This is a genomic window from Curtobacterium sp. SP.BCo, assembly GCF_051903265.1.
Lineage (GTDB): Bacteria > Actinomycetota > Actinomycetes > Actinomycetales > Microbacteriaceae > Curtobacterium.
In genome coordinates this window covers 1732913-1754223 of the sequence record NZ_CP194337.1, presented here as the reverse complement: position 1 = coordinate 1754223, position 21311 = coordinate 1732913, and the positions used below count along the sequence as shown (strand labels likewise).

The following is a 21311-nucleotide window of genomic DNA, read 5'->3' as shown; positions in this document are numbered from 1 at the left end:
CTGGCGTACGCTTTCTCCATGGCAGGCGTGCTGCGGGGGCATCATGGCTGAGTCCCGCAGGACGGGGCGCAGCCTCGAAGTGCTGCGTGCCGAGGCCGCCGAGGAGATCTCGATGCTCGTCGAGCACCGGAGCCGTCAGGGCGAGGACCCGTGGGAGTTCATGCCGACGCTCCCGACCGTCGACGAGCAGGTCGTGCTGATCCTCCGTGCGGACGCCGTCGAACTCGACGCCGCGATCGGCAAGCGGAGCGCACAGTGGTCGATGCACCCCGCGTCCGGCCAGGGCACCCGGCTCGGCGAGGAGTACCACCGCCTGCGCCGCATCGCCCTGCAGCACCCCGAACTGACGCCGGCGGTGTGGAAGCTCCTGGGCGCCCTGCCCGAGGCCGGCTAGGTCGTTCCCGGCCGCGCTGCGGTTGGATGGGGGCATGACCGAAACCGTCCTCGCCGTCCTGAACCAGCCGTCGCGCGACGCCGCGCCGCACGACCCCGAGGCGGACGCCTTCACCTGGGCGAAGCCGCTCGAGGAGCACATCCAGGTGCAGGACCTCGGCATCACCCGGGGCGACGGCGTGTTCGAGACGATCACGGTCGTGGACGGGCACCCGCAGGCCCTCGAGCCGCACCTCGCGCGCTTCGCCCGCTCGGCGGCGATGCTCGACCTGCCCGAGCCGGACACCGACGCGTGGCGGCAGGCGATCGAAGCGGTCTGCGCCCGGCTCGACCCGGTCCGCGAGGCCTTCGTCAAGACCGTCCTCACCCGGGGCGTCGAGGGCACCGACCGTCCGACCGGCTGGGTGTACGGCGCCCCGTCCCCCGACTCGACGGCCGCCCGCACGGAGGGCATCTCCGTCGTCACCCTCGACCGCGGCTACCGACACGACGTCGAGCGCACCTCGCCGTGGCTGCTGCAGGGCGCGAAGACGCTGTCGTACGGCGTGAACATGGCGGCGCTGCGCGAGGCGGTCCGGCGTGGCGCCGACGACGCCGTGTTCGTCTCCACCGACGGCTACGTGCTCGAGGGCACCCGCGCCAACCTGATCCTGTCGGTCGGCGGCCGGCTCGTCACCCCGCGCACGGACATCGGCATCCTCGCCGGCACCACCCAGGCGGACGTCTTCCGGTTCGCCGAGGCCGCCGGCATCGAGACGGCGTACGAACTCGTCACGCTCGACGACTTCCACGCGGCGGACGCGGCATGGCTGGTGTCGAGTGTGCGGCAGGCGGCGCCGATCCGGTCGGTGAACGGGACCCCGTGGACCGTCGACGCGGAGCTCACGACGCGGATCAACGACTTCCTGCTGGCGCGCGAGGTCTGAGGACCTGACGGACGGGAGGCGCGGTGCCGGCTGGCACCGCGCCTCCTGTCAGTCAGCGGGTCGCTACCACCGCGGGGTGGTGACGCCCGTCCCGTCGGCCCAGGTGAAGACCGACTTGCCGTCGATCCAGACGCGCGTCGCGCGGCTGGTCGCGTCCAGCGGGTCGCCGTCCCAGAGGACGAGGTCGGCGTCGTAGCCCTCGGCGAGGCGGCCGACGCGGTCGCCGAAGCCGAGGAAGTCGGCCGGGTTCGTGGTCAGCGCCTCGAGCGCGGTCTGGCGCGGGAGGCCTTCCTTCACCGCGGCGGTGGCCTGGTCGACGAGCATGTTGATGGGCACGACCGGCGCGTCCGTGGTGATCGCGACGCGGACGCCCGCGGCGGCGATGGCCGCGAGGTTCGGGATGCCGCGGTCGCGGAGCTCGACCTTCGACCGGCTGGTGAACAGCGGGCCGTAGATGACGGGGATGTCCTTCTCGGCGAGGACGTCGGCGATCTTGTGGGCCTCGGTGCCGTGGTTCACGACGAGGCGGTACCCGAACTCCTCGGACAGGCGGATCGCGGTGGCGATGTCGTCGTGCCGGTGGGTGTGCTGGTCCCACGCGAGCTCGCCGTCGAGCACGCGGACGAGGGTCTCCTTCGTGAGGTCGCGGGCGAACGGCTCGTCCTTCGCGGCGGCAGCGTCACGCGCGGCCCGGTAGTTCTGGGCCTCGACGAAGGCGTCGCGGATGATCTTGGCGACGCCGAGGCGGGTGGACGGGGTCTGGCCCTTGCCGCCGTACACACGCTTCGGGTTCTCGCCGAGCGCGCTCTTGATGCTCACCGCGTCGGAGATGAGCTGCTCGTCGACGGTCCGGCCGCCCCAGGTCTTGATCGCGACGGTCTGCCCGCCGATCGGGTTGCCCGACCCGGGCTTCACGACGATGCTCGTGATCCCGCCGGCGAGCGCGTCACGGAAGCCCTCGTCGTCGATGTCGATCGCGTCGATCGCACGGACGCCGGCCATGTTCGGACCGGTCATCTCGTTCGTGTCGTTGCCGGCCTCGCCGTTCGCTTCCTCGTGGATGCCGACGTGACCGTGCGACTCCACGAAGCCGGGCACGAGCCACGCGCCGGCGGCGTCGACGACCTCGAGCCCCGGGGGCGGCGTGACGTCCGGACCGAGGGCGGTGATCGTGCCGTCCTCGACGACGACCGTGCCGTCGAACTCGGGGGCGGAGACAGGGACGACGTGCGCGTTCGTGACGACGAAGGAGTTGCTCATGCCACCACGGTATCGAGGGATGCCGACACCGCTGCCATGCATGCGACATCCCGATTCCTGGCGCTCGAGGCGAGGGCTCCCCTACCGTCGCCGGACCACGATGTCCCCGCGACCGGCAGCACGCCGGTCGCGACGATCCGGAAGGCAGCATGCGCGGAACCGAACACCCCTGGCCGCCCCACACCACGAGGACCGTGCCGTGGCGCACCGCCGGACGCGTGCCGCGAGCCGACCGGTTGACGACGTCCGTCCGCACGTCCGTCCCGCCGTCGATCGCCGCCGTCACGTGGACGCCGGACGCCGACACCGCGGTGCTCCTCGACCGCGCGGCGTCGGCCGTGCGCGCGCTCGATGCCGGGCACGGCGGTGACCTGGCGGCGCTCGGCGGCGTGCTGCACCGGACGGAGGCGGTCGCGTCCTCCCGCATCGAGGAGGAAGCAGCATCGCTCGACGACGTCGCCCGCGCCGTCGTCGGCATCCGTGCCAACAGCAGCGCGACCGCGATGGTGCGCGCCGGCGGGGCGATCGACCGGCTCGTGTCCTCGGCCGGGTCGGGGGTCATCACCCCGGACGCGCTGCTCGACGCCCACCGCACGCTGCTGCGGGACGACCCCGTCGACGGCCGGTGCGCGGGACGTTACCGGGACGTCCAGAACTGGATCGGCGGCGGACCGACCCCGCGGCTCGCGCGTCACGTGCCGCCGCCGCCGGAGCTCGTGCCGGCGCTCATGGACGACCTGTTCGCCTTCCTGCACCGCGACGACCTGCACCCCGTCGCCCAGGCCGCGATCGGGCACGCACAGTTCGAGTCGATCCACCCGTTCACCGACGGCAACGGACGCATCGGTCGCGCGCTCATCGGTGCGGTGCTCCGGCGGCGCGGACTCAGCCGTGTCGTCACCGTCCCGGTGGCTCCGGCGCTGGTGGCCGAGCGCGAGCGGTACTTCTGGCACCTGGAGCGGTACCGCCGGGGTGTCGTCGACGAGTGGGTCCGGGACCTCGCGCTCGCGATCGGCACGGTCTGCGACGAAGCCGCACTGACCGCGCTGCTGCTCGACGAGGGTGCCGCGGTCCGCGCGGCCGGTCCCTGCGCCGACGGTCCGGCCGCGATCATCGACCACGCGATCCGGCGTGACCCGGTGCTCACCGAGGACCACCTCGACGACCTCTTCGACGGCGAGCGGTCGACGATCGACACGGTCGTCGACGACCTCTGCGGCGTCGGGGTGCTCCGCGCCGTCACCGAACGGCGCCGGGACCGGGCGTGGGTCGTCGTCGACGTGGTCGACGAGGTCACCGGCTTCGGCGACCGCGTCCGGGCCGCCGTCGATCAGCGGGCGAATAGGGTGGGGTGGTGAGCAGCGAGCACACCCAGGCCACCCCGCCCACCGCCGCCAAGCGGCCCGTGACACGGACCCACCACGGCATCGACTTCGTCGACGACTACGAGTGGCTGCGGGACAAGGAATCCCCGGACACCCTGGCCTACCTCGAGGCCGAGAACGCCCACACCGACGCCGAGACCGCCCACCTGAGCGGCCTCCGGGACCGGATCTTCGCCGAGGTGAAGGGCCGCGTGCAGGAGACCGACCTCTCCGTCCCGGTGCGGATGGGCGACTGGTGGTACTTCTCCCGCACGGCCGAGGGCAGCCAGTACGGCGTGCACTGCCGCGTGCCGATCAGCGGTCCCGACGACTGGACGCCGCCGACGGTCGAGGACGGCGCAGCGACGCTCCCCGGCGAGCAGGTCGTCCTCGACGGCAACGCCCTCGCCGACGGCCACGACTTCTTCTCCCTCGGCACCTACGACATCAGCGACGACGGCACCCGGCTGGTGTACGGCGTCGACGTCGAGGGTGACGAGCGGTACACGCTGCACGTGCGCGACCTGACGGCCGGCGCCGACCTCGGCGACGAGATCCCGAACACCGGTGCCGGCGCGACGTTCGACCCCTCCGGGCGGTACGTGTTCTACCCGACGGTCGACGACTCCTGGCGACCGGACCGGATCTGGCGCCACACCGTGGGTAGTGCCGCGGCCGACGACGTCGTCGTGTTCGAGGAGCGCGACGACCGGTACTGGGTCGGCGTCGGCGTGACGCGGTCGTCGCAGTACATCGTCATCGAGCTCGGGTCCAAGATCACCTCCGAAGCGTTGGTCCTCGACGCGGCCGACCCCACCGGCGAGTTCCAGGTCGTGTGGCCCCGGCGCGAGGGCGTCGAGTACGAGATCGAACACGCGATCGTCGGCGGCAGCGACCGTTTCCTCATCCTGCACAACGACGGCGCCGAGAACTTCGAGCTCGTCGACGTCCCGGCCGACGACCCGACCTCCGAGCGCGACCGCCGCGTGGTCGTCGCGCACCACACCGAACGACGGATCGAGTCGGTGGACGCCTTCGCCGGACACCTCGCGCTCGAGTACCGGTCCGAGGCACTCCCCCGCGTCGCGATCATCCCGATCGAGGGCGACGGCTACGGGGACGCACACGAGGTCCCCTTCGACGAAGCGCTCTTCTCGGCGGGGCTCGGCGGCAACCCCGAGTGGGACCAGCCGACCCTCCGCATCGGCTTCACCTCGTTCGTGACGCCCTCCGAGGTGAGCGACCTCGACCTGGCGACCGGCGAGGTCACCGTCCTCAAGCGCCAGCCCGTCCTCGGCGGCTACGACCCCGAGGACTACGTGCAGGAGCGCGACTGGGCGACCGCTGAGGACGGCACCCGCGTGCCGATCTCGCTCGTCTGGCGACGGGACGCGGTCGACCCCGACCGACCCGCCCCGCTGCACCTCTACGGGTACGGCTCCTACGAGCACTCCATCGACCCCGGGTTCAGCGTCATGCGACTCTCGATGCTCGACCGGGGCGTCGTGTTCGCGGTGGCGCACGTCCGCGGCGGCGGCGAGATGGGCCGCCACTGGTACGAGAACGGCAAGACCCTCACGAAGAAGAACACCTTCACCGACTTCGTCGCGGTGGCCGGGCACCTGATCGAGTCCGGACGCACCACCCCCGAGCGACTCGTCGCCGAGGGCGGCAGCGCCGGTGGACTCCTGATGGGTGCCGTGGCGAACCTCGCACCCGAGCGGTTCTCCGGGATCCTGGCGGCCGTGCCGTTCGTCGACGCCCTCACGAGCATCCTCGACCCCGACCTCCCCCTCACCGTCATCGAGTGGGACGAGTGGGGCGACCCGCTGCACGACGCCGAGGTCTACCGGTACATGAGCGAGTACACCCCGTACGAGAACGTCCGCTCCGACGTGCAGTACCCGAAGATCCTCGCCGTGACGTCGATCAACGACACCCGCGTGCTGTACGTCGAGCCCGCGAAGTGGACGGCGAAGCTGCGTGAGGTCGGAGCGCCGGTGCTGCTGAAGACCGAGATGGCGGCGGGCCACGGCGGGGTCAGTGGACGGTACGACTCGTGGAAGGAGCGGGCGTTCGAGCTGGCCTGGCTGCTCGACGTCCTCGGGTTGGCGGACGAGACACCCGCCTGACGACTTCGTGAGCAGGAACGGTCGGGTGCGCTGCGGCGACCCGACCGTTCCTGCTCACGAAGCGCTCGCGGCGCGCGTGCGCGTGCGCGTGCCCGTGCTGCGCGTGCGTGCCCGCGCCCGCCGCGCGCCCCGCACTCACACGCGGTTGAGCGCGTGCACCGCCTCGTCGTAGGACTCCTCCGCCAGTCGCACCCGGTCGCCCGCGAGGACGCCGTACCCGAACGTGCCCTCACCACCGCGTTCCGCGATCCCCGAGTGCACGCGCAGCACGTCGAGCGCGTGCAGGGAGCGCACCCGCTCGGTGAGGACGTCGGCCGCGTCGCCGATCCGCTTCCAGAGCGCGTGCGGGAACGCGTCGTCGCCGAGCACGTCCATCGCCATCCGAGCGCGGGTCGCCGCCTGCCAGGCGCGCTCGGTCGCTTCGCGCGCAGTGGCCTCACGGTCGAGCACGGCCGTCGAGTCGTCGTCGTCGCCCACTGCATCACGGACGAGTTCGCGGACCCGCGGCTTCTCGATCGAGGAGACGTCCTGCGCGACCTTCTTCGGGGACCGGAGCGCCCAGGTCGTCGGGGCCGGACGTTCCACCGCGTCGTCGAGCACGTCGAGGAGCTCGAGGAACGGCTCGCCGTGCAGGAACGCGACCACGTCGCGCACGGCGACGGCTCGTCGTTCGCGGGTCGCGGCGAGGATGCGCTCACGCGTCATCGCGTCGACGAGGGCGTCCTGCGCCGGGGTCGAGGCACGGGGCAGTCCGTCGACGAGGTACTCCGCGAGGGCGGCGCGCGCCGTCACGGCGACGAGCCCCTCGGCGGCCTCGGCGGCGCGATCGACGTCCGCCGTCGCCGCGAACGCCGGACGGTACGACCCGATGACGGCGGCGATCCCGAGTGCGGCCTCGGCCGTCTCACGGAGGTCGGCCGGTCCGCCGGACCGGAGCAGGGCCTCCTGGTCGAGGAGCGTCGCGCGCAGCTTCCGGAGGCGCTTGGTCAGCGCACGGGCAGCCGTCCCCTTCTCCGGCTTCTCCGCTGACCGGAGGCGCGGTGCGGGTGCTCCGGCAAGCCCGCGCGCCAGCTTGGACGCGACAGCGGCGGGGCCGGCGCCGACGGCCGCGAAGCGTCCGTCCAGCGCCGCGAAGAGTTCGTGGGCGACCTGCGGGTCGACGCCTCCGACGGCTTCCACCTCGACCTCGCGCCAGGTCCGAGGGGTCTCGGGGGCGTCGTCGTCGAGTCGCTTCGCGGCCACCTGGTCGTCGGCGAGCTCGGCGATCTGGTCGCCGTCCTCGTCGAGCAGGCGGGTGACGGTGCGCGTGGTGGTGATCCGGACGACCGGGCGGAGTCCACGCCCGCGGCGTTCGGTGAAGAGGGCGGCGAGAACCTCGTCCGGCACGGTGTCGGCGTCGTCGGTCAGCGGGAAGTGCTGCTCGTGCCGGACCGTGTCGGACGCGGCGCGCTTGATGTGCCAGCCGGCGTCCGGTCCCCCGGTGCGACGACGGACGGTCACCCGCGCCGCGACGAGGTCGTACCGCTCGGTGTCCCAGTAGGTCGCGTCGAGTTCGAACGGTTCCAGATGGTCGGTGCGGAGGACGCCGCCGACGCCGATCAGGTCGGGGAGGGCACCGCCCTCGGGCAGGTCGTAGGTGCGCTCGATCTCGAGGTGCGTGTCGCTCACGCGCTCTTGTCTACCAGTGCTTCGCCGTGCGCCTCGACCGGGGCGGGTGCGTCGGTGGAGAACCGCGCGGCGACGACCGCGCCGACGATGGCGACGAGGAAGGGCACCGCGTCGACCGCCGTGCCGAGAGCGGCCTTCACCGAGTAGGCGAGCTGCGTGCCGTACACGCCGTTGGACAGCGGGAACACGAGCGCGGACGCCACGATCGGCAGGAGCAGCAGCGACCAGGTCCAGCGCGGACGGTGCAGCACGACGAGCCAGACGGCGAGCCACGCGGCAGCGAAGATCCCGAGGGCGAGGGCAGGGTGCACCGGCAGGGCGAGGAATCCGGTGACGATCCCCCACCACAGGACACTCACCGCGAGCACGACCAGCGCACCCATCGCCCGTCGACGGAGGGGCGCGCCGGTCGCCAGCAGGACGCTGAGGCCGACGGCAGTTCCAGGCACGACGGTGAGGCACAGCGACACCAGCAGCGCCAACTGGGGACTGGCCGGGAAGCCGTTGTAGCGCTGCAGGAGGCCGAGACCGAGGCTCGCGCCCAGGAAGCTGACGACGGCCAGGCTGACCAGGACCGGGATCGTCGGGATGGTGTGCGGCGTGACGCGGACGTGGAGCGGTGCAGCGGTCATGGATTCCCCCCAGGTGGATCGGTGTCCGGCGCGTCGGTGGAAGAGCGCCGTGGTGAGTGCGCCGAACGCGAGGGCGGTCGGTGCGAGGTCGAGTTCCCGGGCGTCCCGGACGTCGGCGAGCCACTGCTCCCGACGGGTATCGCGGTGGGCGGCGGGCGAGACGGCGACGGCGGCCCCGACGAGCAGGCGGTCGAGCGCGCTCACGAGGTCACCGCCCGGCCGGTCGGGCGTCCGGCGCGCGCGGCACGTGCCGCCGCGTCCGATGCCGATTGGCGTGCGTCGAGGAGCCCCCGGGCGGCCTCGGCACCCTCGGCCGTGAACTCGTAGAGCCGGCGACGCGGTCCCGGCCGGTCGGCGTCGTCGTCCCAGGTGGAGCGGATCCACCCCTGCCGCTCGAGACGCTCGAGGATCGGGTAGACGGTGCCCGCCTGGCGCCCGGTCGCCTTGATCACGAGCAGTCCCCAGACCGCGCCGTCGCCCGCGAGCAGCGCTTCGAGCACGTCGAGCGTGGGGGCGGTCACGCGTTGAATCGGTTGCATGCGCTCAACCTACCTATATCGAACAAGCGGCACAAGCCCTCAGGTGGGCGGGTTAGCCTGAGGGCATGAGCGAGACGATCACCCGCGACGCGTTCGTGCCGGAGGCCGGCGGCGTCACCATGTTCACGACCACGTGGTGCGGCTACTGCGCGCGGCTGAAGAACCAGATGACCAAGGCCGGCGTGCCGTTCACCGAGGTCGACATCGAGCAGACCCCGGGCACGGCCGAGCTCGTCGCCGAGGTCAACGGCGGCAACCAGACCGTGCCGACGCTGGTGTTCCCGGACGGCAGCACGGCGACGAACCCGTCGCTCGCCGAGGTCCAGTCCCGCATCTGAAGGATCGCGCCCCGGAACGAACATCGCGCCCCGTGGAAACGGGGCGCGATGTCTGCGTCGGGGCGCGGTCAGCCCGGAGTGCGCTGAACGGCCGCTAGCCCCCGAGCGCCTCGGTCAGCAGCGCCACCATCGCGTCGAGCTGGATGTCGCCGGAGTCGACGACCTCTTCGTCCGAGCCGTCCAGGGCACGGGCGGCGAGGGACGCCTTCGAGTCGATGAGTTCGGCGATCTTGGTGTCGATCGTCTGCGCCGCGATGATGCGCCACGCGGTGACGGGCTCTTCCTGCCCGATGCGGTGCACGCGGTCGATCGCCTGGGTCTGCTCGGCCGACGTCCACGAGAGCTCCGCGAGCACGACGTTCGACGACACCTGCAGGTTGAGGCCGACGCCCGCCGCGGTGAGCGAACAGACGATGACGGCGACGTCCGGGTCGTTCACGAACGAGTCGATCTCGGCCGTGCGCTGCGCCGGCGTCTGGTCGCCGCGGACTGTGGCGGTGCGCAGGCCCCGGCGTGCGAAGACCTCCTCCGCCTGGTCCATCACGTCGAGGTGCTTCGCGAAGAACACGACCTTGCCGACGTTCGAGGCGAGCTGCGCGGCGTAGTCCGCCGCGAGCTGCGCCTTGGCGCGACCGATCCGTCGCACCATCGAGAAGACGTTCTCGCCGGTCGACGAGGCGTCCTGGTCCTCGAGCTCCCAGCGCGCGACCTGTCGGACGAGCTTGTGGTCGATGCCGACGACCGGGTCCTGTCCGGTGCGGGCGTCGAGCGCCTGGTGGTAGCGCTTGACGAGCTTCGCGGTGAGCTCGCGCTCGGCGTCGCGGATCGAGCGGCCCTCGTCGCCGTCGAGCTCGACGGGGATGTCGGCGATGCGTCGGGCGGGGATGTCCGCCGCGACGTCGACCTTGCGGCGTCGGACGATGCCCTGGTCGATGACGGCCTTGCGGGCCTCGACGAAGAAGCCCGGGTCGGCCGGGGTGAGCCCGATCTCCTCGAGCTCGTTCATCAGCTTCGCGCGCGGCTTCTTGTCGTCGATCCAGCCGAGGTACTCCCAGATGGTCCGGAAGTCCTCGACCGAGTTGATCAGCGGTGTACCGGTGAGCGCCATGAGCAGCGGGTGCGCGGTGCGCTGCCGGATCTTCTCGGCGAGCTGCAGCACGAACCGCGACCGCTGCGAGTCCTTGTTCTTGATGAGGTGCGCCTCGTCGACGACCATGCCCTTGAACCCGAACGACCCGAGCCACCCGGCGTGCCGGTCGAGGATCTCGTAGTTCACGATGACGATGTCCGCGAAGCCGTCGAGGTCGTCCCCGTCGCCGTGGATCACGGTCGCGGTGCGGTTCGGCACCCACCGGGAGGCCTCGCGTGCCCAGTTCGTCTTGACGACGTTCGGCACGACCACCAGCAGCGGGAACGCGTTCGCGGCGTCGGCGGCGAGCAGCGACTGCGCCGTCTTGCCGAGACCGGGCTCGTCGGCGAGCAGGAACGTGCGGTGTCCCTGCGCGGCCGCGGCGATGAGTTCGGCCTGGTGCTTCATGAGCGTGGTGCCGGACTTGGAGTGCAGCGTCGTGGGCTCCGGCAGCGGCATCGTCGCCGCTCCCCCGCCCGCGCCGTACTCGAACGACTTGAAGAGCGGACCGAACAGCTCCCAGTTCGCCAGGCGACGCGGGTGCGCCACCGGCTGGTCGGCGAGCGCGAAGTCCGGCGGGAGGAACGGGTTCGCGAGCTGCCGCGACACGACGGCCTGCGGCACGACCGAGCGCACCGGGCTCTCCACCGTCGGCGACGGCTCGGCCGCGATGACGAGCTCCTCGGGCTGCAGCTCCATGCCGCCCGCGATCATCATGTCGCGCTTCACGGTGCGGGTCGTCTCGCTGACCGATGCTTCCTCCGTGAGGAGCTGGATGACGCTCGTGTCCCGCGCGGCGGTCTTCGCGAGGATCGTCGCGACCCCGTCGAGCCGCTTGAGCTGCTCCGCTCGCTGCGCGTCGGTGAGCTCGGTGTCCGCCTTGACCCGTGCGCGTTCCTCGCGCATGAGCAGGGCGACCGCCTGGAACTTCGAACGGTTCGACGCCTTGAGCGGTCCACGCTGCGCCGCCGCCTCGACCTCGCGCACGGCGCGGGCGAGAACGGGGATGACGCCGTCGTTGTCGAGCGGCCTGGTGCGACGCGACGCGGTGCGCGTCCCGCCGGCTGCTCGCCGGGTGCCTGATCGAGCCAACGCTCCTCCTGTTCCACCCGCTCGTCGCGGGCGAGCCGCCCGTCGGGGCGGAAGTCGTGTACCGGTGCCTGGCGCGGCTCCGGTGTGTCCGCGGGCCACCGTGGCCCGCTTCGCCGGTCCCCGCCTCGGGACGTCCGGTGGAGTCCCGCGGACCGCTGCGTCGGCCACCGGGTGGCACCGGATGCGACGGTCCGCGCCGGGATCCGGCGCCGTCACACGCACGTGAGGCCCCCTCGGGGCGACCACGGATCCGGTTCCCACGTCGGGCAAGCGACCGACTGCTGCGTCCGGAATCGACGCGGCACGCGGGAACGCGGTGCGTGCGCCGTCAGTTTACTCCCCGACCACCGACGGAGGCGACTCGACGTCGCCCGCGCGCGTCGCGCCTCCAGGCGGTCGCCGTCCACCGGCCGGGAGGAACGGTGCCAGCCCGCCACGCGCCTGTTGTCCGGCGCGGCGCAGCGTCAGAGCTGCGGCGCGGACCGCGGACGGACCAGACCGTCCGACGGGACGACCGGGCTCGCCTCGGCGAGCGCCGCCTGCGTCGCCGCGAGCAGCTGCTCGGCGGTGTGGATCCCGTTCGCCGAGCCGGTCGTGGCCTGCCCGCCGGCGTGCGCGAGGAGCTGCGCCCCGATCGCCGGACCGATCCGGTCCGCCTGGTCCGGGTTCCGCGCCACCCAGTCGCGGGCGACCGCGTCCGCGAGCCGTTCGGCGGCGGCGCCCCGATCCGCGTCCCCGCGGGAGCGGTGCCACAACCCGGTGACGACCAGGTGCGCGACCACGGCGCCGATGTCCCGCACCGGGAAGCCCCAGCCCGCCGTGTCGATGTCGAGCAGGCCGGAGATGCGCCACGGCTCGTCCTCGTCGACGAAGACCTGCTCGAGGTGCAGGTCGCCGTGCACGACCTGCTTCGACGCGGTCGCCCAGCCGATCGACCGCCGGCCGATCGCGTCGTAGAGGCCGTCGATCTCCTCGGCGTCCTGCGGCAGTGCGGCGACCAGGGTGCGGCGATGCCAGTCGGCGTGGTCCATCGCGTCCGCCCGGGCCTGCTGCGTCATCGGCACCGTCGCGATCCGACCCGTGAGCGCCGCGAGGGACGCCACGAACCGCGGGTCGTCGGCGATGTCGAGGATCCGACTGCCGGCGGGCACACCGCGGATGCGTTCCAGCACCAGCAGCCCGTCACCGCGACTCGACAGCACGCGCGGGACCGGCAGCCCCGCCGAGACGAACAGCTCGTGGGACTTCTCGATGGGGGCGACCCGGTGCGGACGCACGACCTTGAGGAACACCGTTCCCTCAGGCGCGTCGACGCGGACGACGGCCCGCTTGCCGGGACGGTAGGCGGCCACCGTGAGGGTCGGGTTCGTGACCGGCATCCCGAGCGTCGTGAGGAGTTCGGCCACGGCGTCGCGGTAGGTCACCTGCGGCAGGACCGGGAGCCCCGGGTCGTTCGGGTACGCCCACACCGAGACCGGGTCGCCGGTGGCGGGATCGGTGACGATCGCGCTGTTCTGGTCGTGGGTGCCGCCGGTGTCGACGTAGGTCAGGACCGTGGCCCGCTGACCGTTGCGGTCGACGGTGTCCACCTCGTACCCGTAGAGGTACCCGTTGCCGGACGGCTCCACCGAGTGGGCGCGAGCGGCCACCACGGAGGTCCCGGAGCCGGCGAAGGCCTGCGGGATGACACGCTCATGGTTGGGCCACACGACACCAGTCAACCGGACCCGGCGGGTTTCGTCGCGTTCGTGCACGGCTCGGCGCGCGGACCGTGGCTACCGTGGTCGACGTGAACCCGGTCGCGCGTCTCCGCAGCTCCAGTCGCACGCCGTTCCTGCAGGTCGTGAAGACCGCGGTCGCGGTGGTCGCCGCCGTGCTGCTCTGCCGGGTGGTCATCGACGGACCGTTCCCGACCTTCGCCGCGATCGCCGCGCTCCTCGTGGTGCAGCCGAGCATCAACCAGTCGTTCGTGAAGGGGCTCGAGCGCAGCGCCGGGGTGGTCCTCGGCGTCGTGCTCGCCACGGGCTTCCACCTGCTGCTCGGCGACAGCGTGTGGGTCGTCCTGCTCGTCATCGTGCTCGCGATCCTCATCGCCTGGGCGCTCCGGCTCACCCCGACCTCGGCGACGCAGGTGGGCATCAGCGGGATGCTCGTGCTCACCGCGGGGGTCGTCACGCCGAACTACTCCGCCGACCGGATCCTCGAGACCGTGCTCGGCGCGGTCGTCGCCCTCATCGTGAACGCCGTCATCGTGCCACCGGTGCTGCTCGGCCCTGCGCACCTCGCCGTCGCCCGACTCGGCCGGGACACCGCGGCGGCGTTCGAACGGGTCGCGATCGGCCTCACCGAGGGCTGGGACCACGACCGCTGGCACGAGGCGCTGCTGCAGGCCCGGGCGCTCCGGCAGCAGCACGCCCGCACCGAGGCCGCGCTCACCGCGGCCCGCGAGTCCCTGACGATGAACCCGCGGGGCGGCCGACACCGCACGATCCTCGACGACGACATCGTCGTCGCCGAGCACCTGCGCGTCCTCGTCACCCGTGTCACCGGGATGACCCGCGCGATCCAGGACAACACGGCGCCGGACCTCCGGTCGGACCCGGTCGTCGGGAGCATCGCCACCGAGGTCGCCCGGATCGGGGCCGACGTGCGGGCGCTCAGTGCTCGAGTCGCGGCGTCGGAGGTGCAGACGGTCCCGCCGGCGGTCCCGGTGGTCCCGGTAGCTTCGGCTTCCCCGGCCTCTCCGGCCTCTCCGGCCTCCCCGGTGGGGCCCGCGCTCACCGCGCCGCTCGAGGTGATCCGGCCGAACTCGCGGCACTGGGTGCTCATCGGGGCGCTGCTGGAGGACATCCGGCGCGTCCGCGAGGAGTTGCTCGGCGAGGACGATTGACGGGGCGTTCCGTCCGGGCCCGGCGGCCTGCTACCTGCGGTCGGGGCAGTCCGCAGGTTCCTTCCCATCGCGCCCGGGATAGGAAGCGGATTTGCGCGTAGCAGGTCGGAAGAAACAGCCTGGTACGCCCGAACCCGCCACCTATGCGCGAAACGACCCACCACCACGGGCAGCCCGCCACGGCGCGCGGCACCGGCCTGGAGGCGCGACCAGCGCGAGCAGGCGCGCCCGGCCCGGCCGCGCCTCCCGTCCGCACGTTCCTTCCCATACCGCCCGGGATAGGAAGCGGAATCGCGCGTAGCAGGTCGGAAGGAACAGCCTGGTACGCCCGACTCCGTCACCTACGCGCGGAACGACCCACCACCGCCACCGGCACCGGCACCGGCACCGCCGGCACCTCGCCACGGCGCGTGGCACCGGCCTGGAGGCGCGCCCGGCCCGGTCGCGCCTCCCGTCCGCACGTTCTTTCCCATCGCGGCCGGGATAGGAAGCGGAATCGCGCGTAGCAGGTCGAAAGAAACAGCCTGGTACGCCCGAACCCGCCACCTACGCGCGAAACGACCCACCACCGCCGGCACCCCGCCACGGCGCGCGGCACCGGCCTGGAGGCGCGACCAGCGCGAGCAGGCGCGCCCGGCCCGGCCGCGCCTCCCGTCCGCACGTTCCTTCCCATACCGCCCGGGATGGGAAGCGGAATCGCGCGTAGTAGGTCGAAACAAACAGCCTGGTACGCCCGAACCCGCCACCTACGCGCGAAACGACCCACCACCACGAGCGGGACGAGGACCCGAGGTCAGCGTGCGGCGGACGCGGCCACGGCGGCCGAGTGCACGATGTCGTCCCAGATCGAAGCCGTCGGCACGGTGTCGTCGGTCACGACGACCTCGGCGTGCGCGAACCGGGTGATCTCGGCGACGACGAGGTCGGCACCGGCCTCGCGGGCCGCACGGCTGGCGACGTCCGGCACGGCAGCACGGAGTTCGGCGACGATGCGGTCGCGGCGGACGTCCTCCATGTCGCCGAGCACGCCGATGCCCTTCCAAGCGGCGTCGAGCTCGGCACGCAGACGGACGAGGGCCGGGTGGTCCGGCGAGTCGTTCATGGTGCCCCCAGGTGCGGACGCAGCGTCGGGTACGCGGCGTCCGGAGCGCGAGCATACCAAAGAAGCAAGAAGTCCTCACGTCCCGCGAACGAGGGACAGACCGTTCTGCCCTTCACTGTGACGAGATTCAGCGACTTCCCACGAGGAGTACCCCGCGCGTGCCGGTTCGATGCCACGATGGGTCCGAGGAGGTCGTTATGCGCCTGTTGGTGGTCGAGGACGATGACGAGATGCGCGCGCTCATGGAACGTGGGCTCGCCGCGGAGGGGTACCGCGTCACGGCGGTCGAGAACGGCGTCGAAGCGCTCATCGCGCTCGGCGAGCAGGCGTTCGACCTGGCCGTGGTGGACGTGATGATGCCCGGGATGTCCGGCTTCGAGCTCGCCCGACGCATCCGCGAGCGCGAGGACCCCGTGCGGATCCTGCTCGTGACCGCACGGGACGCCGTCGACGACCGGGTCTTCGGCCTGGACGCCGGCGCAGACGACTACCTCACCAAGCCGTTCGCCTTCGCCGAACTCACCGCACGGCTCCGGGCGCTCGGCCGTCGTGAGTCCGCCGGGGCGCCGCGCACGATCGAGGTCGGCGACGTCGGCATCGACTCCGAGGCACGACGCATCACGATCAAGGGCCAGCGGGTCGCCGTGAGCCCCACCGAGTTCGCGCTCCTCCGACTGTTGGCACGCTCCGTCGGCACCGTGGTCGACCGACCGAAGATCCTCGAAGAGGTCTGGGACGGCTCGCAGCACGTCGACCCGAACGTCGTCGAGCAGTACATCTCGTACCTGCGGAAGAAGCTGACCTCGCACGAAGCGACCGTCGCGATCTCCACCGTGCGCGGCCGCGGCTACCGGCTCGACCTGCTCGGGGCGTGACCGGGCCCCTGCCCACCTCCGGATCGGACACCCCGAGGCGTGGCCTGATCCGTCCACTGCGGATGCTGTCGCTCCGTGCACGCATCACGATCGGCTCCACGGCCATCGCCGCGGTCGTCATCGTGCTGCTCGTGCTCGTGATGCGCTTCCAGGTGGTCAGTGTCGTCGCGAGCGCCACCCGCACCCTGCTCGACGCGGACGCCGACCCGTACGTCGCGACGCTCGAGGTGGACAGCAACCCCGACCTGTCACCGCCCGGCAACGCGCAGCTCGTCGCGGTGGTGTCGCCGTCCGGTGACATCGCCCTCTCCTCGATGCCGCCCCGGGTCGAGCGAGCCCTCGGCAGCCTGACGTCCACGAAGGCGGGCACATCCGTCATCGAGGTCTCCGGCTCGGAGTACCGCGTCGTCGTCGAGCACCCGGTGAACCAGGCCGGCCGCTGGACGGTCGTCGCGGCACGCAACTCGCAGGCCGAGGCGCTCGTCGTCGACGACCTGACCTCCACCCTCTCGCTCACCGGCCTGGCCATCCTGCTCGCCTTCGGCATCGCGTCCTGGGCGCTCGCGACCGCGGCGCTGCGCCCGGTGAACCGGATGCGCCGCGAGGCGGAACGGCTGTCCGTCGCCCCCGAACGCGCCGAACTGCCGGTCGGCCCGGCACAGGACGAGCTGGCGTCGCTCGCGACCACGCTGAACGCCTTCCTCGCCCGCACGCGCCAGGCGACGGAGCGGGAGCGCCAGATGGTCTCGGACGCGAGCCACGAGCTCCGCACGCCCCTGGCGATCCTCACCACCCAGCTCGACCTGGCCTCGCTCGACGGCGACGACGCCGCAGCACTCGCCGCCCACATCGAACGGGCGAAGCTCAGCGTCGCGCGCCTGTCCCGCCTGGCGAACGACCTGCTCGCGCTGTCCCGCATCGAGGAGTCGGAGCGCCGCGACCACGACGGCCAGCAGCAGCCCCTGACGGCGTGGTCGGACCTCGGCGACGAGGTGATGTCCGCCGTCGACCGGGTCCGGCTGATCGCCTCGGCGAAGGACATCACCGTGGACTTCGACCTGGAGGCGCCGGTCGCCGTGGGCGGCACCGGTCCGGGCACCGGCGGCGGCACCGTCGAACCGCAGTACCGACTCGACACCGGTGGCATGGCGCAGCTCGTCACGAACATCGCCGGCAACGCCGTGGCGGCACTCCCCCGCGGCGGCGGGATCTTCGTGTCGTGGCGCAGCACCGGCGACGAGGGCATCCTGCAGATCACCGACGACGGCCCCGGCGTCCCCGAGTCGTTCATCCCGGTGGCGTTCGACCGGTTCACCCGCCCCGACGAGGCCAGGAAGTCCCGCCCCAACCCCGACCCGGCCACCGGCGGCATCCCGCTGCCCGGCGGTTCGGGCCTCGGCCTGGCGATCGTGCGGGCGGTCGCCGAACGGGCCGGCGGCACCGCGACCCTCCGCAACGTGCGATCCGGCGGACTCGAGGTCACGATCCGTCTGCCGGCGGTGTCCTGACCCGCAGCCGCCGAACGCGCTGGTGCGTTCACTGGAAGTCCCGCGACCGCGTGCGGACCGACAGCGACAGGTGCTCGATCCGGTCCGCGACCAGGTTCACGACGCCGTCCGGCGAGCGCTCGAGGATCCCGCGGACGATGATCGCCGGCGCCTCCCGCGCCACCCGCCGGTAGCGTCCCCACACCCCCACGCTGCAGATCACGTTCACCAACCCGGTCTCGTCCTCGACGTTCATGAACGTGATGCCCGACGCCGTCGCCGGGCGCTGCCGGTGCGTCACGATCCCACCGACCTCGACCCGCCGACCGGTCTCGGCCGTCACCGTGTCCTGCACGCTGAGCACTCCGCGGGCGACCAACCCCGGCCGGACGTGCCGCACGGGGTGGTCGTCGGTCGTCATCCCGGTGGACCACATGTCGGCGATCAGGACGTCCCCGCTCGTCATCTGCCCGAACAGGGGCGGCTGCACCGTCACCTGGGTGTCCGGCAGCTGGTCGGGGCGCTCGGCAGCGGCCTGGGCGGCGGACCACATGCCGCTGCGACGGTCGACCCCGAGTGCGGCGAACGCGTCGGCCGCGGCGAGCGCCTCGAGCTGCGCCGTGGTCAGGCCGACCCGGCGGGCGAGGTCGGACATGTCGGTGAAGGGCCCGTGCGCCCGGCGTTCGGCGACGATCCGTTCCGCGCCCTTCCGGCCGAGTGACGAGACCTCGGCGAGCCCGAGCCGCACCGCGAAGCCGCCGTCTCGCCGGTGCCGGGCGGTGTCGTCGGGTGCGGCCTTGTCGAACGGCAGCACTGGGGGTTGTTCCTCGGTCAGGCAGTCGTCCGCGCCGCTCGGGGCAGCCGCACGCTCGTCGTCGGGCAGCCGTTCGAGCGTGGCGTCGACGTCGGACCGGAGGATGTCCGGCCGCAGCACCTGCACCCCGTGCCGTCGGGCGTCCGCCACCAGTGTCTGCGGCGAGTAGAACCCCATCGGCTGCGCCCGGAGCAGCGCCGCGAGGAACGCCCCCGGGTAGTGCAACCGCATCCACGCGCTCGCGTAGACGATGAGCGCGAAGCTGATCGAGTGGCTCTCCGCGAACCCGAAGTTCGCGAACGCCTGGATCTTCGCGTAGATCGCGTCGGCGTCCGCGCCGTGGATGTCGTTCGCCGCCATCCCCGCGTAGAGCTTCTCGCGGAGCCGGTCGATCTTCTCGTGCCCGCGCTTCGACCCCATCGCCCGCCGGAGCAGGTCGGCGTCGTCCCCCGAGCAGCCGCCCACCGCGATCGCCATCTGCATGAGCTGCTCCTGGAACAGCGGCACCCCGAGGGTCCGTTCGAGCACCGGTTCGAGCGACGGGTGGATGTACGTGATCGGTTCCTCGCCCGTGCGTCGGCGGATGTACGGGTGCACCGCGCCGCCCTGGATCGGCCCGGGGCGGACGAGGGCGACCTCGATCACCAGGTCGTAGAAGCGCCGTGGCAGCAGTCGGGGCAGCGTGCCCATCTGCGCGCGGGACTCCACCTGGAACACCCCGATCGTGTCTGCACGGCAGAGCTGGTCGTAGACGCCTTGTTCCTCCTTCGGGATGGAGTGCATGTCCCAGCGCTCCCCGCAGTGTTCGTCGGCGAGGTCGAACGCGTACTGCAGGGCCGCCAGCATGCCGAGCCCGAGCATGTCGAACTTCACGAGACCCATGTACGCGCAGTCGTCCTTGTCCCACTGCAGCACGGTGCGGCCGTCCATCCGGGCGTGCTCGATCGGCACGACCTCGCCGACGGGCCGGTCGGTGAGCACCATGCCGCCGGAGTGGATGCCGAGGTGCCGCGGGAACCCGAGCACCTGCTGCGCCATGTCCACCACGGTGTCCGGGATGTCGTGGTCCTGGCTCTCGGTCACCGACCCCCACCGCTCGACCTGCTTCGACCAGGCGTCCTGCTGCCCGGGGCTGTGCCCGAGGGCCTTGGCCATGTCCCGCACGGCGCCCTTCGGCCGGTAGGTGATGACGTTCGCGACCTGCGCGGCGTTGAAGCGGCCGTACTTCTCGTAGACGTACTGGATGACCTCTTCGCGCCGGTCGGAGTCGAAGTCGACGTCGATGTCGGGCTCCTCGTCGCGCATCGCCGACAGGAACCGCTCGAACGGCAGTCCGTACCGGATCGAGTCCACCGCGGTGATCTCGAGCAGGTAGCAGACCGCCGAGTTCGCCGCCGAGCCGCGCCCCTGGCAGAGGATGCCCCGCTGACGGGCGTACTGCACCATGTCCCGCACGATGAGGAAGTACCCGGGGAAGTCCTTGTCCTCGATCACCGAGAGCTCGCGTTCGATGCGCTCCCGCTTCTGCGGGTCGACGCCGTCCGCGCTGCCGGGGTAGAACCGGCGTGCCCCGCGCCAGGTGAGCTCCCGCAGCCAGGACATCGTGGTGTGCCCCTCCGGGACGTCGATGTCCGGCAGCCCGGGCTTGACCGTCTTCAGCCGGAACCCGAGCTCGTCCGCCAGCTCGACGCTGTGCTCGAGGGCCCCCGGGTAGCGCGCGAACCGTCTGGCCATCTCGGCCCCGGACCGGAGGTGCGCCGTGGGGGCGGCCGGCAGCCAGCCGTCGATCTCGTCGAGGCTGCGCCGGGCCCGGACCGCAGCGAGCGCCGTCGCCACCGGGAACCGGTCCGGGGTGGCGTAGTGCACGTTGCCCGTCGCGACGATCGGCAGCGCGTGCTTCGTGGCGAGGGCGGCGAGGGCGTCGTTCCGCGCGGTGTCCATCGGGTCGCCGTGGTCGGTCAGCTCCACGACCACGCCGGCCGTGCCGAACCGGTCGAGCAGCGCACGGAGGGCTTCCTCGGCCGCGGACTCGCCGCCGCGCTCGAGGGCCTGCCGCACGGCGCCCTTCCGGCACCCGGTCAGCACCCGCCAGTGTCCGTCCGACCGCGCCGCGAGGTCGTCGAGGTCGTACCGGGGCCGTCCCTTCTCCGCGCCGGCGGCCAGGTGTGCGCTCGTCACGGCGCCGGCGAGCCGGTGGTAGCCGTCCTGCCCGTCGGCGAGCAGCAGCAGGTGCGTGCCCTCGGGGTCGGGCACACCGTTCTGCGGTTCGGTCAGGCCGAGGGACAGCTCGGTGCCGTACACGGTCGCGACGGTCGGGTACGCCTCGGCGACCTCGGCCATCCGCGCGGCGCCGTAGAAGCCGTCGTGGTCGGTGAGCGCCAGCCCGTGCAGGTGCAGCCGAGCGGCTTCCTCGAAGAGGTGCTCCGGCCCGCTCGCGCCGTCGAGGAAGCTGAACGTGGAGTGCGCGTGCAGTTCGGCGTACGGCACGACGAGCACGTCGTCGGCACCGGTGGCTGCGGTCGGCGGGTCCGCCGGGGCGTACGGTTCGCGTTTCCGCGACCACGCCGGGCTGTCCCCGCCGTCGCCGTCGTGTCCGCTGCCCGGGTTCCGCTTGTCCGAGAGTGCTCGTTCGAACTGCGACCACGGGATGGGTGGGTTGCTGTAGCCCAT

Annotated in this window: 16 protein-coding genes; 8 read left to right on the top strand and 8 right to left on the bottom strand. The window is 72.3% G+C overall.

Going from position 1 to position 21311, the window contains the following annotated elements; all coding sequences use genetic code 11:
• The first annotated feature begins 43 nt into the window (after positions 1-43).
• On the top strand, positions 44-394 hold the full coding sequence (locus ACRQ4B_RS08405) for a tryptophan synthase subunit alpha (protein ID WP_439694241.1): 351 nt from the start codon (positions 44-46) through the stop codon (positions 392-394).
• A gap of 34 nt (positions 395-428) precedes the next feature.
• Complete coding sequence (locus tag ACRQ4B_RS08400; RefSeq protein WP_439694240.1) at positions 429-1319, top strand: aminodeoxychorismate lyase; 891 nt, start codon at positions 429-431, stop codon at positions 1317-1319.
• Positions 1320-1382: 63 nt separating this feature from the next.
• Here the strand turns inward: ACRQ4B_RS08400 and ACRQ4B_RS08395 are convergent, their stop codons facing one another.
• Entirely contained in the window at positions 1383-2579 is a 1197-nt protein-coding gene (locus tag ACRQ4B_RS08395) for an amidohydrolase (protein ID WP_439694239.1), read from the bottom strand.
• Between the two features lie 149 nt (positions 2580-2728).
• On the opposite strand from ACRQ4B_RS08395, the gene ACRQ4B_RS08390 reads away from it, so the two are divergent.
• Together ACRQ4B_RS08390 and ACRQ4B_RS08385 are read left to right on the top strand one after the other, a co-directional pair.
• Positions 2729-3937 carry a Fic family protein gene (locus tag ACRQ4B_RS08390; protein WP_439694238.1) on the top strand — a complete coding sequence of 403 codons (1209 nt, stop codon included), beginning with the start codon at positions 2729-2731 and terminating at the stop codon, positions 3935-3937.
• Entirely contained in the window at positions 3934-6075 is a 2142-nt protein-coding gene (locus ACRQ4B_RS08385; RefSeq protein ID WP_439694237.1) for a S9 family peptidase, read from the top strand. The genes ACRQ4B_RS08390 and ACRQ4B_RS08385 overlap by 4 nt, the downstream gene beginning before the upstream one ends.
• A gap of 135 nt (positions 6076-6210) precedes the next feature.
• On the opposite strand, the gene ACRQ4B_RS08380 is transcribed toward ACRQ4B_RS08385, so the two are convergent.
• The 3 genes from ACRQ4B_RS08380 to ACRQ4B_RS08370 are packed head-to-tail and all read right to left on the bottom strand — an operon-like array spanning position 6211 to position 8914.
• A complete protein-coding gene (locus ACRQ4B_RS08380; RefSeq protein WP_439694236.1) occupies positions 6211-7743 on the bottom strand; it encodes a CYTH domain-containing protein in 1533 nt (510 codons plus the stop codon).
• Complete coding sequence (locus ACRQ4B_RS08375; RefSeq protein WP_439694235.1) at positions 7740-8579, bottom strand: hypothetical protein; 840 nt, start codon at positions 8577-8579, stop codon at positions 7740-7742. Before ACRQ4B_RS08375 ends, ACRQ4B_RS08380 begins: the two co-directional genes overlap by 4 nt.
• Positions 8576-8914: a helix-turn-helix transcriptional regulator gene (locus ACRQ4B_RS08370; RefSeq protein ID WP_439694234.1), complete on the bottom strand. Its 339-nt coding sequence runs from the start codon at positions 8912-8914 to the stop codon at positions 8576-8578. The genes ACRQ4B_RS08375 and ACRQ4B_RS08370 overlap by 4 nt, the downstream gene beginning before the upstream one ends.
• A 65-nt stretch (positions 8915-8979) precedes the next feature.
• Here ACRQ4B_RS08370 and ACRQ4B_RS08365 point away from each other — a divergent pair, with 65 nt between their 5' ends.
• Positions 8980-9252 (top strand): mycoredoxin, encoded by a 273-nt coding sequence (locus tag ACRQ4B_RS08365; RefSeq protein WP_439694233.1) that lies wholly within the window; start codon positions 8980-8982, stop codon positions 9250-9252.
• Positions 9253-9346: 94 nt separating this feature from the next.
• Here the strand turns inward: ACRQ4B_RS08365 and ACRQ4B_RS08360 are convergent, their stop codons facing one another.
• Both ACRQ4B_RS08360 and ACRQ4B_RS08355 read right to left on the bottom strand, forming a co-directional pair.
• Positions 9347-11473, bottom strand: coding sequence for a DEAD/DEAH box helicase (locus tag ACRQ4B_RS08360; RefSeq protein WP_439694232.1), 2127 nt, complete (start codon positions 11471-11473; stop codon positions 9347-9349).
• A gap of 464 nt (positions 11474-11937) precedes the next feature.
• A complete protein-coding gene (locus ACRQ4B_RS08355) occupies positions 11938-13182 on the bottom strand; it encodes a phosphotransferase enzyme family protein (RefSeq protein WP_439694231.1) in 1245 nt (414 codons plus the stop codon).
• An 80-nt stretch (positions 13183-13262) separates the two neighbouring features.
• On the opposite strand from ACRQ4B_RS08355, the gene ACRQ4B_RS08350 reads away from it, so the two are divergent.
• The gene (locus tag ACRQ4B_RS08350) at positions 13263-14363 is read left to right on the top strand and encodes an FUSC family protein (protein WP_439694230.1); all 1101 of its coding nucleotides are present in this window, start codon (positions 13263-13265) and stop codon (positions 14361-14363) included.
• 793 nt (positions 14364-15156) lie between these two features.
• On the opposite strand, the gene ACRQ4B_RS08345 is transcribed toward ACRQ4B_RS08350, so the two are convergent.
• Positions 15157-15465, bottom strand: a complete 309-nt coding sequence (locus ACRQ4B_RS08345; protein ID WP_439694229.1) for a hypothetical protein — start codon at positions 15463-15465, stop codon at positions 15157-15159.
• A 197-nt stretch (positions 15466-15662) separates the two neighbouring features.
• Between ACRQ4B_RS08345 and ACRQ4B_RS08340 the strand changes: the two genes are divergently transcribed.
• Complete coding sequence (locus ACRQ4B_RS08340) at positions 15663-16340, top strand: response regulator transcription factor (RefSeq protein WP_439694228.1); 678 nt, start codon at positions 15663-15665, stop codon at positions 16338-16340.
• A gap of 62 nt (positions 16341-16402) precedes the next feature.
• Positions 16403-17848: a sensor histidine kinase gene (locus ACRQ4B_RS08335; RefSeq protein WP_439694227.1), complete on the top strand. Its 1446-nt coding sequence runs from the start codon at positions 16403-16405 to the stop codon at positions 17846-17848.
• A gap of 28 nt (positions 17849-17876) precedes the next feature.
• Here ACRQ4B_RS08335 and ACRQ4B_RS08330 read toward each other — a convergent pair whose 3' ends face one another.
• Positions 17877-21311, bottom strand: coding sequence for an error-prone DNA polymerase (locus tag ACRQ4B_RS08330; RefSeq protein WP_439694226.1), 3435 nt, complete (start codon positions 21309-21311; stop codon positions 17877-17879).